The sequence below is a fragment of the Agromyces seonyuensis genome (genome assembly GCF_009789225.1).
GTDB lineage: Bacteria > Actinomycetota > Actinomycetes > Actinomycetales > Microbacteriaceae > Agromyces > Agromyces seonyuensis.
Map to the genome: position 1 here is coordinate 1 of NZ_WSTA01000095.1, position 14579 is coordinate 14579.

Annotated in this window: 9 protein-coding genes; 4 read left to right on the top strand and 5 right to left on the bottom strand. The window is 74.3% G+C overall.

Features of this window, described 5'->3' with window-relative positions; genetic code table 11:
* Positions 1 to 522: 522 nt before the first annotated feature.
* Together GB864_RS15870 and nudC are read right to left on the bottom strand one after the other, a co-directional pair.
* Positions 523 to 2352 carry a UvrD-helicase domain-containing protein gene (locus GB864_RS15870; RefSeq protein WP_160426675.1) on the bottom strand — a complete coding sequence of 610 codons (1830 nt, stop codon included), beginning with the start codon at positions 2350 to 2352 and terminating at the stop codon, positions 523 to 525.
* Positions 2349 to 3371 (bottom strand): NAD(+) diphosphatase, encoded by a 1023-nt coding sequence (gene nudC / locus GB864_RS15875; RefSeq protein WP_160426676.1) that lies wholly within the window; start codon positions 3369 to 3371, stop codon positions 2349 to 2351. Before nudC ends, GB864_RS15870 begins: the two co-directional genes overlap by 4 nt.
* 159 nt (positions 3372 to 3530) lie before the next feature.
* On the opposite strand from nudC, the gene GB864_RS15880 reads away from it, so the two are divergent.
* The gene (locus GB864_RS15880; RefSeq protein WP_202107297.1) at positions 3531 to 4997 is read left to right on the top strand and encodes a phosphotransferase; all 1467 of its coding nucleotides are present in this window, start codon (positions 3531 to 3533) and stop codon (positions 4995 to 4997) included.
* Here the strand turns inward: GB864_RS15880 and GB864_RS15885 are convergent.
* Complete coding sequence (locus GB864_RS15885; protein WP_160426677.1) at positions 4955 to 8395, bottom strand: UvrD-helicase domain-containing protein; 3441 nt, start codon at positions 8393 to 8395, stop codon at positions 4955 to 4957. The two genes, GB864_RS15880 and GB864_RS15885, sit on opposite strands and share 43 nt — an antisense overlap.
* Positions 8392 to 11604, bottom strand: a complete 3213-nt coding sequence (locus GB864_RS15890; protein WP_160426678.1) for a PD-(D/E)XK nuclease family protein — start codon at positions 11602 to 11604, stop codon at positions 8392 to 8394. Before GB864_RS15890 ends, GB864_RS15885 begins: the two co-directional genes overlap by 4 nt.
* A gap of 106 nt (positions 11605 to 11710) precedes the next feature.
* Between GB864_RS15890 and GB864_RS15895 the strand changes: the two genes are divergently transcribed.
* Both GB864_RS15895 and GB864_RS15900 read left to right on the top strand, forming a co-directional pair.
* A complete protein-coding gene (locus GB864_RS15895; protein WP_160426679.1) occupies positions 11711 to 11935 on the top strand; it encodes a DUF3107 family protein in 225 nt (74 codons plus the stop codon).
* The gene (locus tag GB864_RS15900; protein ID WP_160426680.1) at positions 11935 to 12240 is read left to right on the top strand and encodes a hypothetical protein; all 306 of its coding nucleotides are present in this window, start codon (positions 11935 to 11937) and stop codon (positions 12238 to 12240) included. The genes GB864_RS15895 and GB864_RS15900 overlap by 1 nt, the downstream gene beginning before the upstream one ends.
* Before the next feature lie 66 nt (positions 12241 to 12306).
* On the opposite strand, the gene GB864_RS15905 is transcribed toward GB864_RS15900, so the two are convergent.
* Positions 12307 to 13020 (bottom strand): ferritin-like fold-containing protein, encoded by a 714-nt coding sequence (locus GB864_RS15905; protein WP_160426681.1) that lies wholly within the window; start codon positions 13018 to 13020, stop codon positions 12307 to 12309.
* A 137-nt stretch (positions 13021 to 13157) separates the two neighbouring features.
* Between GB864_RS15905 and GB864_RS15910 the strand changes: the two genes are divergently transcribed.
* A partial coding sequence (locus tag GB864_RS15910; RefSeq protein ID WP_419672797.1) for a DEAD/DEAH box helicase occupies positions 13158 to 14579 on the top strand: 1422 nt, incomplete at its 3' end.

The window sequence follows — 14579 nt, forward strand, 5'->3', positions numbered from 1 at the left end:
CCGTCGCGAGCGGCACGGCGCGGCGACGCCGCCCGCGGCGGCCCCGGATCGCGGTCGACGGCGACGGCCCCTTGGCCCGCCTCGTCGCCGACGCGCTCCAGACCGGCGGCGCCCAGGTGGTGCAGGGCTCCGCCGCCTCGCCCGACGCTCCCGGACGACGACCGGCGCTCGCCGTCATCGTCGCCGACTGGACGATCCGCCCCGTCCGCGCGAACGCGTGGCTCCGCCGCGACGTCCCGCACCTGGCGGTCGTCCTCGACGAGCACGGCGCCCTCGTCGGACCGCTCGTCGAACCCGGACGCGGCGCGTGCCTGGCCTGCCGCGAACTGACCCGGATGGACGCCGACCGGGCCTGGCCCGCCGTCGCCGGCCAACTGGTCCACGGGCCGGCCGTGCCCGTGCCGCGCACGTCGCCGCGCGTCATCCTCGCCGCCGCCGCGGCAACGGTCGGGGTCGTCGACGACCGCGTGCAACGCGGCACCGGGTTCCCGATCGAGCGTCGTTTCGCCGAGTCCGGCGAGGTCAGCGAGCGGCGTCCCGAGGCCCACGCGCGGTGCGGATGCCGAGTTCTGCCAGGAAGCGAGACGGGGTCGGCTCCTGCCGCGAGCGGAGGTTCCGTCGTGCCCGGCTCAGCTCGAGTCGGCGCCGTGCCCGCGTGACGCCGACGTAGAGCAGCCGCCGCTCCTCGTCGATCTCCGCCTCGGAGTCGGCGTAGGTGATCGGCAGCAATCCCTCGGAGAGGCCGAGCAGGAAGACCGCCTCCCATTCGAGACCCTTCGCCGAGTGCAGGGTCGCGAGCGTGACCGAGGGCAGCGTGGGTTCGTGGTTCGCCGCGGCGCGAGCGGTCAGGTCGTCGGCGAACTGCCGGAACGTCGTTCCCGGTTCCGCCCGGTCGACGAGCGAGGCGATCGCGTTGAGCGACTCCCACCGGGTGCGGAGCGCGCCGGGCCCGTCGGGCGCCTCGACCGTCCAGCCGAGGGAGCGCAGCACGTCGGACACCGATTTGAAGAGCGGCTCGTCGGCCGGCACGATCGCCGCGGCGCGCAGCGCACGCACTGCTTCCCGGACCTCCTGCTGGTCGAAGAACCGCGCGGATCCGCGCATCCGGGCCGGGACGCCGGCCTCCGCGAGCGCCTGCTCGATCACGACGGCCTGCGCGTTGACGCGGAACAGCACCGCGATGTCCTCCGGCGCGAGTCCGTCCTCGATGAGGGCGTGGATGGCCGTCGCGACGCCGCGGGCCTCGGCGAACTCGTCCGCGTACTCGCGGAAGGCGGGGTCGGGCGCGGCTTTCGCGGCCGCGCCACGTCGGATCCGACGTGCCGACCGGGGTTCCGACGGCTCCGCGTCCGGCGCCCCGTCGATCGCCGCCTCCCCCGGCGCCGCCGGGTCGCCGCCGTCCGCCTCGACCGCCGCGGATCGCAGGCGCAGTGCGCCGGGCCGGCCGCGCATGAGGTTGTTCGCTGCTTCGACGATCGGGGGCGTCGAACGGTAGTCGCGCTCGAGTCGCACGACGAGCGCGTCACCCCAACGGCGCTCGAAGTCGAGCAGGTACGCCGAGTCCGCGCCGGCGAACGAGTAGATCGTCTGGCTCGCGTCGCCGACGACGCAGAGCTCCCGACGGTCGTCGAGCCACAGCTCGAGCAACTGCTGCTGCAGCGGCGAGACGTCCTGGTACTCGTCGACGACGAAGTGCCGGTAGCGGTCGCGCACGTGCATGGCGGCGGCGGGCTCCTGCGCGAGCAGTCCGGCGGTCAGCAGCAGCACGTCCTCGAAGTCGATCTGCTTGCGCTCGTCCTTCAGCCGTTCGAAGGCGGCCTGGAGGTCGGCGACCTGCTCGACGCCGAGCCGCCCGACCGGGCCGCGGCCGGCGAGCGCGTACTGCTCGATCGAACGACCGGTGACCTTGCGCCACTCGATCTCCGCCGCGACGTCGCGGAGCGTGGGCGTGTCGACGGACAGCTTCAGCGACGCGGCCGCCTGCGCGAGCATCCTCGCCTTGCCGTCGAGCACCTTCGGCGCCGACCCGCCGACGACGCTCGGCCAGAAGAAGTTGAGCTGCGAGAGCGCGGCCGAGTGGAAGGTGCGGGCCTCGACCCGCCCCGCACCGAGTCCGTGCAGGCGGCCCTTGAGCTCGTTCGCGGCACGCGAGGTGAACGTGAGCGCCATGACCTGAGCCGGGTCGTAGGTGCCGGTGCGCACGCCGTAGGCGATGCGGTGCGTGATCGCGCGGGTCTTGCCCGTGCCCGCGCCCGCGAGCACGCAGACCGGGCCGTGCAGGGCCTCGGCGATGATGCGCTGATCGGCGTCGAGCCCGTCGAGCAGGTCGGCGTCGGTGCCGAGCGCGCTCACGCGCTCCGCCTCGTCCAGGGCAGCCCGTCGGGCAGGTCACCGCCGTACCAGCGCTCGAGCATCCACCGCGCGATCGAGGCCCGGCCGGGCAGGGCCACGTCGGCCGAGGCGGTCGCGAGCTGCTCGCGCGCGAACCATCGCACCTGCAGGATCTCCTCGCCGTCGGGACGCGCCCGCTCCGCTTCGGCCGCGGTGACGCGGGCGACGTAGCCGAGCATGAGGGAGGCCGGGTACGGCCACGGCTGCGAGGCGACGTACTCGAGCGAGTCGACGACGACACCCGCCTCCTCGGCGACCTCGCGCACGACCGCCTGCTCGAGGCTCTCCCCCGCCTCGACGAAGCCGGCGAGGAGCGAGTAGCGGTTCGCCTCCCACATCGCGTTCGAACCGAGGAGCACGCGGTCCGCGTCGTCGACGACGAGCACGATCACCGCGGGATCGGTGCGCGGGAAGAGCAGCTTGCCCTCGTTCGTGCAGCGGCGCGCCCACCCGCGCTGCACCGGTTCGGAGGGGGCGCCGCACGTCGGGCAGAACCCGAAGGACGCGTGCCAGTTGGCGAGCGCGAGGGACTGCGTGAACAGTCCGGCGTCGAGCGGGCCGAGGCCGCTCGCTTCCCGGAGGGAGGCCCAGCGCGTCGCATCGGGTTCGAGGGCCGTCGCCTGCTCGGCGGTGAGGATGCGGACCTCGACGGGGCGGGTGGGCATCCGCTTGTCGGCGTCGGCTTCGGCGTCGGCGTCGGCTTCGGCGTGGGCGCCCGCGTCGGCCGAGGCCGGGATGCGTCCGAGGTACCCGCGGAGCACGGCGTCGGGGACGGCATCCGGGGCGAGCAGCGCCAACGCGGGCGCCGCACCGTCGACCGAGAGCGCGAGGAGCGAGCGCCCCTCGCTCAGGACGAGGACGCGAGCGTCGGGATCGGTCTCGAACGCCACGGCCGCGGCGTCCGTGCGGGCGGTCTCGTCGCGGTCGGCCGCAGCCCGGGAGAGCGGCGGCAGCGCGTCGGTGCCGAATGGAACGGGCACGACGACCTCCGCGGGCTGGTTCGGATTGATCCTGGTCGGCTGATCCCGACCGGCGGTCGTGGACGGGCTGATCGTCTCGGCGGTGCCGGTCGACCCGGGTCCTCCGCCGATCGCGTGGCGGTCGCCGACTCGAACGGAAGGCTGCTTAGGCTGTTCGCCATGGCCAGACCCCCACTCACTCTAGCCGCGTTGGCCACCGCTGCGGTGCCCGGGCTCGAGGTCCGAGCGGCCCGGCCACACACGCGCGGCGCGGGCGGCGGCTTCGACGCCGTGCGCCTCGATACCGCCGATCACGGGGCGCTCATCGTGCGCGCGCCGCGGTCCGAGACCGCCGAGGCCGAGCAGTCCGCCGACGCCGTCGCGCTGCGTGCGTTCACCCCCGGCATCCGCTCGCGCCTGCCCTTCGACGTGCCCTCGGCGCTCGGGCAGGCACCGCTCGCGCAGACCCGCGTGCTCGTCTACGACTTCCTCCCAGGCGCCGGCCGCACGGCCGACGAGCTCACCGAAACGGAGGCGCTCGCCGTCTCGGTCGGGCGCGCGATCGCCGCCGTGCATGCGCTACCGCCGTCCTTCGTCGCGGATGCCGGACTGCCGCGCGCGACCGCCGAGGAGACCCGCGCCCGTGCGTCGGCGCTGCTGCGCCGGGCCCAGAGCACCGGCAAACTGCCCGTCGCGCTCGCGAACCGCTGGGAGCGCGCCGTCGACGACGACGCGCTCTGGCGCTTCAAGCCCACGGTCGTCAACGGCGCCCTCACCGCCGACTCCTTCCTCGTCGAGGGCGACCACGTCTCGGCCGTCATCGGCTGGCACGCGCTTCAGGTCGGGGACCCCGCCGTCGACCTGCACTGGATGCTCACCTCGCGCGGTTCATTCGCGGAGGCCGCCCTCAGCGCTTACACGCTCGCCGACGAGGGCGCGGACGCGCTCATGGCGCAGCGCGCGCTGCTCTGGGGGGAGCTCGAACTCGCCCGCTGGCTGCTGCACGGCGTCGACCGGCGCGACGCCGAGATCGTCGCGGACGCGGTCGACCTTCTCGACTCGCTCGTCGACGAGGTGCACGCCGACCGCAGCGAGCCGCTCCGCGCGGACACGGGCCCCGTCCTCGGCGTGGACGCGGTCGAGGACCTGCTCGATCGCACCCCGCGCACCGCCGCCCCGGCGCACGAGGACCGCACGGCGCCGCGCGACGGGCTGCTGCTCACCGACAGCTACGACTTCTCGGACGTCGACTTCGACGACCCCGACACGTACCGAGCCGAGGATTCGCGGCCGATCCCGCTCGACCTGGACGGCTGGGGCGAGGAGCCCGAGAACGAAGACGGGCCGGATGCGGCTGCCGCGGCTGCACCGCCCGCGGGAACCGGCGCAGACGCGACGGCACCCGACGCGCCGAGTCCCTCCTCGAGCGCTGCGCCGGCTCGGACGACCGATGGCGACGCGCGCTCGGGTGGCGACGAACGCGATGCCTCCCGCGAGCGTGCCGACCAGGCGTCCGGCGACGCCGACGGCGAGACCGCCGGGCATGCTGCCGATGACGCTGCGGCGGGGACGCCGACCGCAGCGCGCGGCGCGACGCCCCCGACTCAGACGGGGCTCACCGAGCGCTCCGACCCGTCGGCCGGCTGAAGCCCGGCGTCGACCGCGTCGAGCGCCTCGGCACCGCCGATCGCCGTGCCGACCCGAGCCCAAGCCGCACGCAGTTCGGCTTCTCCCTGGAGTTCGTCGGGGCGGATGACCCGATCGTCGTCGACGAAGTAGAACGCCGCCGAGATCTCGTCGGGGTGCACGCCGGCCCAGTGCCCGTAGGCGAGGCGGTAGAGGGCGAGCTGCGTCTGCTTGAGCTCGAGATCTCGCGCGCTCGTCGGCGCGCGGCCGGTCTTCCAGTCGACGACCTCGTAGCGGATGCCCCGCGCCGCGGCCTCCGAGTCGGCCGGCACCTCGTAGACGGCATCCAACTTGCAGATGAAGACGGTGCCGTCGAGCGGCAGGTGCAGCTCGAGTTCGACCGCGACCGGCTTGCGCAGGCCCCACTCGGAGGCGAGGAACGTCGCCTTCAGCCGATCCATGCGCGCCTGGTCGGCGAGGATGCCCGTCGCCGCGCCGTCGCCCGCCGCGGTCATCCGGTCGCTGCGGTTCTCCGCGTCCCCCGCCGCCTCGGCTTCTCCGGCCTCCGCGTGCTCCCCGGCCGGGCCGGGGTCGAGCGGCTCGAGCAGATCGAGCTCGAACTCGTCGTCGAAGGCGTCGAGGCTGCCGCCGGCGAGCGAACGCCGCTCAGCCCAGGAGTGGAAGAGCGTGCCGATGCGGGTCGCACGGTAGGGCCGCTCCGGCATCGGCCGCGCGAGTGAGCGCAGCACAGCGGCCGGGTCGTCGACGTAGTCCTTGAACCGGGAGGCCGGCACGCGCGTCGGCACGTCGAGCACGGCCGGCTCGTCGCGACGCCGACGCTCTTCGAGGAGGAGTTCGAGGTCGCGCGCGAGCTCGGGACCGATGCCGGCGCCGGTCGGCCCCTCCGCAGCGGCGCGCACCGCGGCGGCAGCCGCCTCGACGGCGCCCCGCCGGAGGCCCAGCGGTTCGAGCGGCCACACGGGGGCTTCCAGCGATCCCTCGCGGGGGTTCTCGTCGAAGGCGCTCGCCGCCGGGAACGCATCGACCGGCACGACGCCGGCGACCGCCAGGTCGCGGAGGAACTCGCCCGGACCGCGCGGCCGCGACTGCGACGACCACCACGAGCCCGTGACGAGCAGCGCTTCGCTCGCGCGGGTGACGCCGACGTAGGCCAGCCGTCGCTCCTCGGCGGAATGGTGCAGCTTGTTCTCCGACTGGAACTCGGCGAAGTTGTCGACGAACTCCTTCTGGTGCTCGAGCCCCTGCCACACGAACTCGGGCCGTTCGGCGGCGTCGCCGAGGAACTGGCCCGGGAGCTCGCCGAAGGAGAGCCAGCCGCGCGCCGAGTGGGTGCGGCCGGGCAGCTCGTCGACGACCATGCGCGGGATCGCGACGAGGTTCCATTCGAGCCCCTTGGAACCGTGGATCGAGAGCACCTGCACGGCGCCGGGGTCGGCGTCCTCGAGTCGGGGGCTCAACCGGTCGCGGTGCTCGGCCTCGATGAGCCAATCGAGGAAGGCGCCGAGGGTCGGGTGCTCGGCGACGTCGACGAAGCCCGCGAGCAGTTCGTCGAACGCCTCGAGGCTCGCCGGGCCGAGCGCCTGCGCGGGGTTCGCGGCGACCTCGATGTCGAGGCGGAGTTCGTGGACGACGAGGCCGACGAAGTCGACGAGCCCGAGGCCCGCCCGTCGCCGCAAGTGCTGCAGCTCGAGGCCCGCGGTGCGCAACCGCTCGCGCCCCGCCGGACTGAATCCCGAGAGCAGGCCGTGCTCGGGGTCGGCCCCGGCGACGAAGTCGAGCGCGTCGATGATCGAGGCGCCCTCCTCGGCGGCGACCGAGCCGCGCAGTTCAGCCCGTACCGCGGGGTCGAGCGGGCTCGCGTCGTGGCCACGCCCCTCGAGCAGTCGCGCGAGCCGCCCGAGCTCGGCGAGGTCGGCGGGCCCGATGCGACGGCGCGCACCGCCCAGCACCCGCAGGAGTTCCGCTCCGGCGGTCGGGTCGTGCAGCACGCGGAGCGTGGCGACGAGGTCGGCGACGACCGGCTGTTCGAGCAGCCCGGCGACGCCGAGCACGCGGAACGGAACGCCATGATGCGCGAGCGCGGCCGTGAAGACGGGCAGCTTCGTGTACGTGCGGCAGAGCAGCGCCGCCGTCTTCGGCTCCTCGTCGGCGCGGCGCTCGCCGAGCCGCACGCGGAACCACTGGGCGACGAGATCGGCTTCCTCTTCGAGCGTCTCGGCCCAGCCGGCCTCGACGCTGCCGTCGCCCGCGAACGGCGACGGAGCGAGGGCCCGCTTCTCGATCGCCGCGTCGGCGGCGAACGGGGCGATGAGGGCGTTCGCGGCGTCGAGCACGCGACGCGGGTTGCGCCAGCTCGTCGAGAGGTGGAACGTCACGGCATCGCCGCCGTCGCCCGACGCGTCGGTTGCCGCGAAGTCGAAGCCGAAGCGCGCGAGATTCGCCGCGCTCGCGCCGCGCCAGCCGTAGATCGACTGGTCGGGGTCGCCGACCGCCATGACCGGATGCCCGGCGAACAGCGTCGAGAGCAACCGCGTCTGCACGACCGAGGTGTCCTGGTACTCATCGAGCAGCACGGTGCGGAAGCGGGAACGGTAGTCGGCGACGACGTCGGGATGCCCTTCGACGATGCGGAGCGCGAGCGCGATCTGGTCGGAGAACTCGACGAACCCCTTGAGCTGCTTCGCCCGGTCGTACGCGTCGGCCAGTTCGACGAGCGCGGGCAGCGCCGAGACGGCGCCGAGCGCGTCCGCGAAGTCCTTGTAGGCGACCTTGACGCGGGTCGACCCGGTCGGCAGCGAGCCGAGATCCAGGAAGTCCTCGGCGAATCGCCGCACGTCGCGGCTGTCGACGACGTTGTCGCCGATCGCACGCGAGAGGCCGAGCACGGCCGTCGTGATGCGGTCGAGGGACTTGTCGTACTCGACGAGCCGCTCGTCGGCGGAGGCCGCGACGACGGTGCGGGCGAGCTGGAAGGCGGCCGCCTCGCCGAGCACGGCGGCATCCGGCTCGCGGCCGATGCGCAGCGCGTGCTCTCGGTAGATCGTCGCGGCGAAGGAGTTGTAGGTCGCGACGGTCGAGGACTCGAGGGGGTCGAGTTCGAGGCCCGGCACGACCCCGCGGTCGATGAGCTGCTGCGTGCGCTTGCGGACGCGCTCGGCGAGCTCGCCGGCGGCCTTGCGCGTGAAGGTGAGGCCGAGCACGTCGGGGACGTCGACATGGCGGTTGGCGAGCAGCCAGACCACGCGGTTCGCCATGGTCTCGGTCTTGCCCGAACCGGCGCCCGCGACGACGAGGGCGCGCACGTCGGCGGGCGCCTCGATGACGGCGCGCTGCTCGGCGGTCGGCGGATGCTGTCCGACGCGTTCGGCGATCTCGGCCGCGCCGAGGAACCCGCTCACGCGCTCACCGCCGGCACGACCTGCACGCGGTAGTGCCAGGCGCTGAAGAGCGAGCCGTGCCCGGTCTCGGTCGAGCCGGCGAACGTCGAGCCCGCCATGAGCCGGCCGACGTGCTCGAGCCGCTCGCGGAACCCGTCGGCGGCCTCGTCGTCGAAGGGCTGCTGCGTGAGCACGGTGAACTCCGTTCCTCGGGAGGGCTTGGCGACGTAGACGAGCTTCGCCCCGCCCGCCAGGATCTGCTGCGGCACCTCGTCGCCGCGCTCGGCCGCCTCGGCGACGCCCGCCTCGAGGAGCTCGTCGAGCGCTCCCTCGCGATGCGCGAGCTGGTATGCGGCGAGCTGGGCATGGGTCTTGACCTGGGTCGCCGTCGGCGGGGTGCGCCCGGTCTTGACGTCGACGATCACGGTCGTGCCGTCGGGCGAGGTCTCGATGCGGTCGATCGCGCCGTGCAGCTCGACCCGGCCGACGCGCAGCCGGAACGAGCCCTCCGCGCCGAGCAGGATGCGCTCGTCGTCGGCGAAGTCGGCCAGGTAGGCGGCCGCGCCGCCCGCCATGCGGCGGGCTCCGCGGAGCTCGCGCTCCGCGACCCAGCCCGCCTCGAACCGGAGCGCACGGAACCGCGACTCGACCTCGGGCCAGAGCTCGTCGATGCTCGTGGCGTTCTTCGCCGCCGCCGCCTCGACGACGGCGTGCACGATCGTGCCGACGGACGCGGCGACGCCGGAAGGCGGCGAGGCGACGCGGTCGACGAACCAGCCGAGCGGCGATTCCTCGGCCCGCTCGATCTGCGACGGGGAGATGGCGACGACGGCCCCGGGGTCGCCATCGAGGTCGACGAGCGGGGCCGTCGTCGAGGGTTCGAGGAGGCCGTACCACTCCTCCGGGTGGGCGCCGGCAACGCCCTGCTCGGCGAGCAGCGCGAGCGCGGCGACCGCCTCCGAGCCGTCGGCACCGGGAACCGCGCCGGCGGCCTCGGCGCGCAGCACCCCGACGAGGGCGCGCAGCTGCACGGGTCGGCGGCGTCGGCCGGCGGGGCGCTCGGTCGCGTAGGCCATGAGCTTGGAGGGCTGCTCCTCTTCGGAGGCGACGCACGTCAGCACGAGCTGCCGGGTCGCGCGCGAGGCCGCGAGCGCGAAGAGCCGGAGCTCGTCGCTTCGGACCGCGGCGCGCACCTCGGCGGGCGTCTCGATCGCTGGCGGTTCGGCGCCGGAGCGCACGGCCGCGGCGACGAGCGGGAGCCGGTCGGCGTGCAGCAGCGTGCCGCGGGGGCGCAGGTTCGGCCACACCCCCTCTTGCATGCGGGCGAGCACGACGACGTCGAAGTCGCGGCCGACGAGACCGGCCGGCGTCGTGACGAGGACCCGGTCGGCGGCGGCGCGCGGTGCGAGCGTGTCTTCGGGTACGTCGGGCTCGAGCAGCTCGCCGAGGAAGCGGCTCGGGGTCGACTCGGGGCTGCGCTCGACGAACCGCTCGGCGGCGGCGAAGAGGGCGACGGCCGCGTCGAGGTTGCGGTTCGCCTCCTCGGCGAGCAGCCCCGTGCCTTCGGCCTGCGTCGACCACTCGCCCGCGAGCCCGCCGCCCTGCCAGATCGCCCAGAGGATCTCCTCGATGGTGCCGCCGTCGGTCGCGACGGCCCGCGCGTCGGCGAGCACCTTCGCGAGCCGGCCGGCACGGTTCGCCGGCTGCGAGCGGATCGTCGCGAAGCGGCCGGCGGCCGAGAGCGCCTCGACGAGGAGTTCGTCGCCCGTGCGCGCGCCGCCCGCGGCGAGCTCCTCCTGTCGGAGGGCGAGCCGGAGCCGGCGCAGCGAGACACCGTCGAGCCGGCCGACGGGGCCGACGAGCATTCGCACGGCGACCTCGGCGTCGAGTGCGCGCCGCCCGACGGCGACCTCGGCGACGAGTGCGAGCGCGGCCGCGGCCGGGGCGTCGCGCAGGGCGACCCGAGCGGCCGTGCCGGCCGAGGTCGGCACGTCGGCGAGCGCGAGCCCTCGTTCGAACGCGGGCACGTCGCCGCCCGAGCGCAGGACGACCGCCATGCGCGACCAGGGGACGTCGTCGAGCAGGTGCCGCTCGCGCAGGAGCTCGGCGACGCGGCGGATCTCGACGCCCGAGGAGACGGCCTCGATGCCGAGCACGGGCGCGAGCGGATCGGCGTCGGCCGGGACGGCGTCGTCGCGCACGTCGTCGGCCGCGGCCATGACCGCACGCCGGTGGAGACCGCCGAGCGCGGTGCCGATGTGCGCCGACACTCCGGCGACGAGCGCTCGCAGCTCGGGCCGCCCGCGGTGCACCGTCTCGAGCACCAGCCGCGGCACGTCGCCGAGGCCGAGCACCGCGCCGAGGTCGCCGAGCAGGTCGGCCCGACCGCCGCGGAAGCCGTTGGCGGCGACGTCGGGATCGCCGAGCGCGATGACGGCGACGCCGCGCTGGGCGAACGCGGCGAGGATGCGGCCCGCGGCGGCCGTCTGCTCCTGGGCGTCGTCGACGACGACGAGCCGCAGCCGTGCGAGCGATCCGAGCGCCGCCGCGGCCTCGGCGTCGACGCGGCTCGCGCCCACGATCGCGGCCGCGTAAGCGGCGAGCTCGGCGGCGTCGAAGCGCAGGGCGCGCGCCTGGTCCTTCACGTCGGCGTACTCGTCGAGGAAGGCCGCGGCGGCGACCCACTCGGGGCGGCCGGCGCGCTGCCCGAGCGCGGCGAGCTCGGCCGGGGTCACCGCGTGCTCGGCCGCCCGCATCGCGAGATCGCGCAGCTGCGTGCGGAAGCCGCGGAGGCGGCGCACGTCGGGCGTCAGCGGCTCGGCCCAGCGGTCGCCCGCACCGGAGTCGAGCTCGCCCTCGAGCAGCTCCGCGATGAGCCGGTCGTGCTCGGCGCCCGTGAGGAGCATCGTCGACTCGCCCTCCCGCCCGCGCACGAGGTCGAACGCGACGGAGTTCGCCGTACGGGCCAACGGGCCGACCGTCGGGACGCCGAGCCGCAGGGCGAGGCGGTCGCGCAGGGCGGTCGCCGCCACGCGGCTCGCCGAGAGCACGAGCACCTCCTCCGGCGCGTACCCCCGGCCCAGCACCCGATCGGCGACGAGTTCGAGCGCGGTCGTCGTCTTGCCGGTGCCCGGCGCGCCGAAGACCGCGGCCGAGACGCCGTCCTCGAGCGCGAGGACGCGCCGCTGCGAGGCATCCAGGACGGATGCCGGGAGGGTCTCGGGCTGCATGGCCGAAACGATACGTGGCACCGCCGACGGTTCCGCCGGGGGCGAACCCGGGCGAGCGCCGTGCGCCCGTATCGTAGGTTGGTCAGCAACGACAGAAAGGGCCAACGTGGACGTGCGCATCGGCATCCAGAACTCCCCCCGCGAGCTCGGTTTCGAGACCGACTCGAGCGCGGCCGAGGTCGAGCAGGCGGTCGCCGCCGCGGTCGCGGGCACGGCCCCGGTGCTGCGCCTGGCCGACTCGAAGGGCAACGTCTACGTCGTCCCGTCCGCGGCCCTCGCCTACGTCGAGATCGGCACCGAGGAGAACCGCCGCATCGGGTTCGTCGGCTGATGGAGCTCCTCTTCATCACGGTCGGTGGAGCGATCTTCGGGCTCGGCGCCCACTGGTTCCTCCCCCGTCGCACCCTCCACGGCGCGGTGCTGCTGCCGATGATCGGCGCGGCCACGGCCGCGGTCGTCTGGGTCGCGCTCACGTGGCTCGGCATGGCGTGGGACGGCGGCTGGATCTGGGTGATCTCCATCGCCGTCTCGATCGCCGTGCCGGTCGCGGTCGACCTGTTCCTCGGCCCGCGTCGCGAGCAGGCCGATCAGATCCGCTTCGAGCGTCTCGCTCGCCCCGGCAGCGGCGTCGCCTGACGCCGGTCGCGACGACGAACGCACGAACGGCCGGATGCTCCCCGGAGCATCCGGCCGTTCGTCGTCTCAGGCCGTGAGGCCCAGCGCGTCCATGCGGCGCGTGTGCTCCGCGATCAGCTCGGTGAAGACGGGCTCGACCGCGCGCTCGGCGCCGTCCCGCTCGGAACCGCGCAGGGCGCGCCGGGCGAGCAGGAGGGCGTCGCCGACGAGGCTGCGGCCCCAGAGCGCCAACCGGTCGGCGAGTCCGGGTTCGGCCTCGATGCCGACCTGCAGCTGCGCGGCGATGACGCCCGCGCCGAGCGCATCGGGGGCGAGGATCGCGGCGACGCGCACCGCCTGCTCGCCGGGCAGCCCGCCCGCGAGCCGGCGGAAGTAGTCGTCGAGGATGCCTGTCGTCACGTGGATGCCGAGCAGCAGCTCCCACTGGTCGGCGCCCGTGATCGACTCGCGGTAGTGCGCGATGTCGGCCGCGAACGGCGCCATCACTTCGACGGGATCGCCGCCGGCCTTGCGCACCTCGTCGATGAGCGCGCCGTGGCGGCGCAGGGCGACGCCCGCGACGCGCGACAGCGCCTCCTTCTCGGCGAGGCCGGGCGCACCGGCGACCGCGTGGCCGAGGGCCTCGAAGAATTCGAGCTGGATGCACGCCGCCTGGCCGAGGAACCGTGCCGGCTCCGGCGTGAACTCGGTGAAGTCGACGCGGTCGAGGTCGACGGTCGCCGCGACGCGCGGACGCAGCCGCGTCTGGTCGCCGCCTCGACGGCGCAGGTACCGGATCACCACACCGTGCAGCCTAACCGAGCGGGTTCCGAGGCACCCGCGGGTAGACTGTGCCCGTCGCGGCCGTGGAGTCGCGACCGTGCGCCTGGGGTTCGAAAGGGCGCAAACTCCGCAATCGAATGACAGGCAGTCTTTCAGTGACCACTTTCACCGATCTCGGTGTCGCGGCCGACATGGTCGCCGCGCTCGCCGACAAAGGCATCTCGGATGCCTTCCCGATCCAGGAACAGACCATCCCCCTCGCCCTCACCGGGCAGGACATCATCGGCCAGGCCAAGACCGGCACGGGCAAGACCTTCGGGTTCGGCCTGCCGCTCATCCAGCGCCTCGGCGACGACCCCGAGCCGGGCGTCAAGGCCCTCGTCGTCGTCCCGACGCGCGAGCTCGCCGTGCAGGTGAGCGAAGACCTCGAGCTCGCCACCAAGAACCGCCCGACGAAGGTCGTCTCGATCTACGGCGGCAAGGCCTACGAGGGCCAGATCGAGGCCATCAAGGACGGCGCCCAGATCGTCGTCGGCACCCCGGGCCGCCTCCTCGACCTCGCCAAGCAGCGCCTCCTGTCCCTCGCGGACGTCCGCGAGATGGTGCTCGACGAGGCCGACAAGATGCTCGACCTCGGCTTCCTCAGCGACATCGAGCGCCTCTTCGCCCAGACCCCGGCGGACCGGCACACGATGCTCTTCTCGGCCACGATGCCGGGCCCGATCGTCGCGCTCGCGCGCCGCTTCATGTCGAAGCCGATCCACATCCGGGCGAGCGACCCCGACGAGGGCCTCACGCAGGCGAACATCAAGCACCTCGTCTACCGGGCGCACTCGCTCGACAAGGACGAGGTCATCTCGCGCATCCTCCAGGCCGAGGGCCGCGGCAAGACCGTGATCTTCACGCGCACCAAGCGCGCGGCGGCGAAGCTCGTCGAGGAGCTGGGCGACCGCGGCTTCAACGCGGCGGCGGTGCACGGCGACCTCAACCAGGACCAGCGCGAGCGCGCGATGGCCGCCTTCAAGGCCGGTAAGAAGGATGTCCTGATCGCCACCGACGTCGCCGCCCGCGGCATCGACGTCGACGACGTGACCCACGTCATCAACCACACGATCCCCGACGACGAGAAGACCTACCTGCACCGCGCGGGCCGCACCGGCCGCGCCGGCAAGACCGGCATCGCGGTGACGTTCGTCGACTGGGACGACCTGCACAAGTGGGCCCTCATCAACAAGGCCCTCGAGTTCGGCCAGCCCGAGCCGACCGAGACCTACTCGTCGAGCCCGCACCTCTTCACGGACCTCGACATCCCCGCGGGCACGAAGGGCCGGCTCAAGCCGTCCGCCGCGGCGCCGCGCAGCGAGCCCCGCACCCCCGGCACCGGCCGCGGCCGATCGGGCGGCGCGCAGGTCGCTCCGTCGCAGGTCCAGGATGCCGGCACCGCCGAGGGCTCGGACGGCTCGACCCGCACGCGCACGCGTCGTCGCACCCGCGGCGGCCAGGGCGCCGGCGCGACGGCCGGCCAGGGCGCGACCCAGCCGACCGGCTCGATCGAGGCCGTCGCCCCGCGCGAGCAG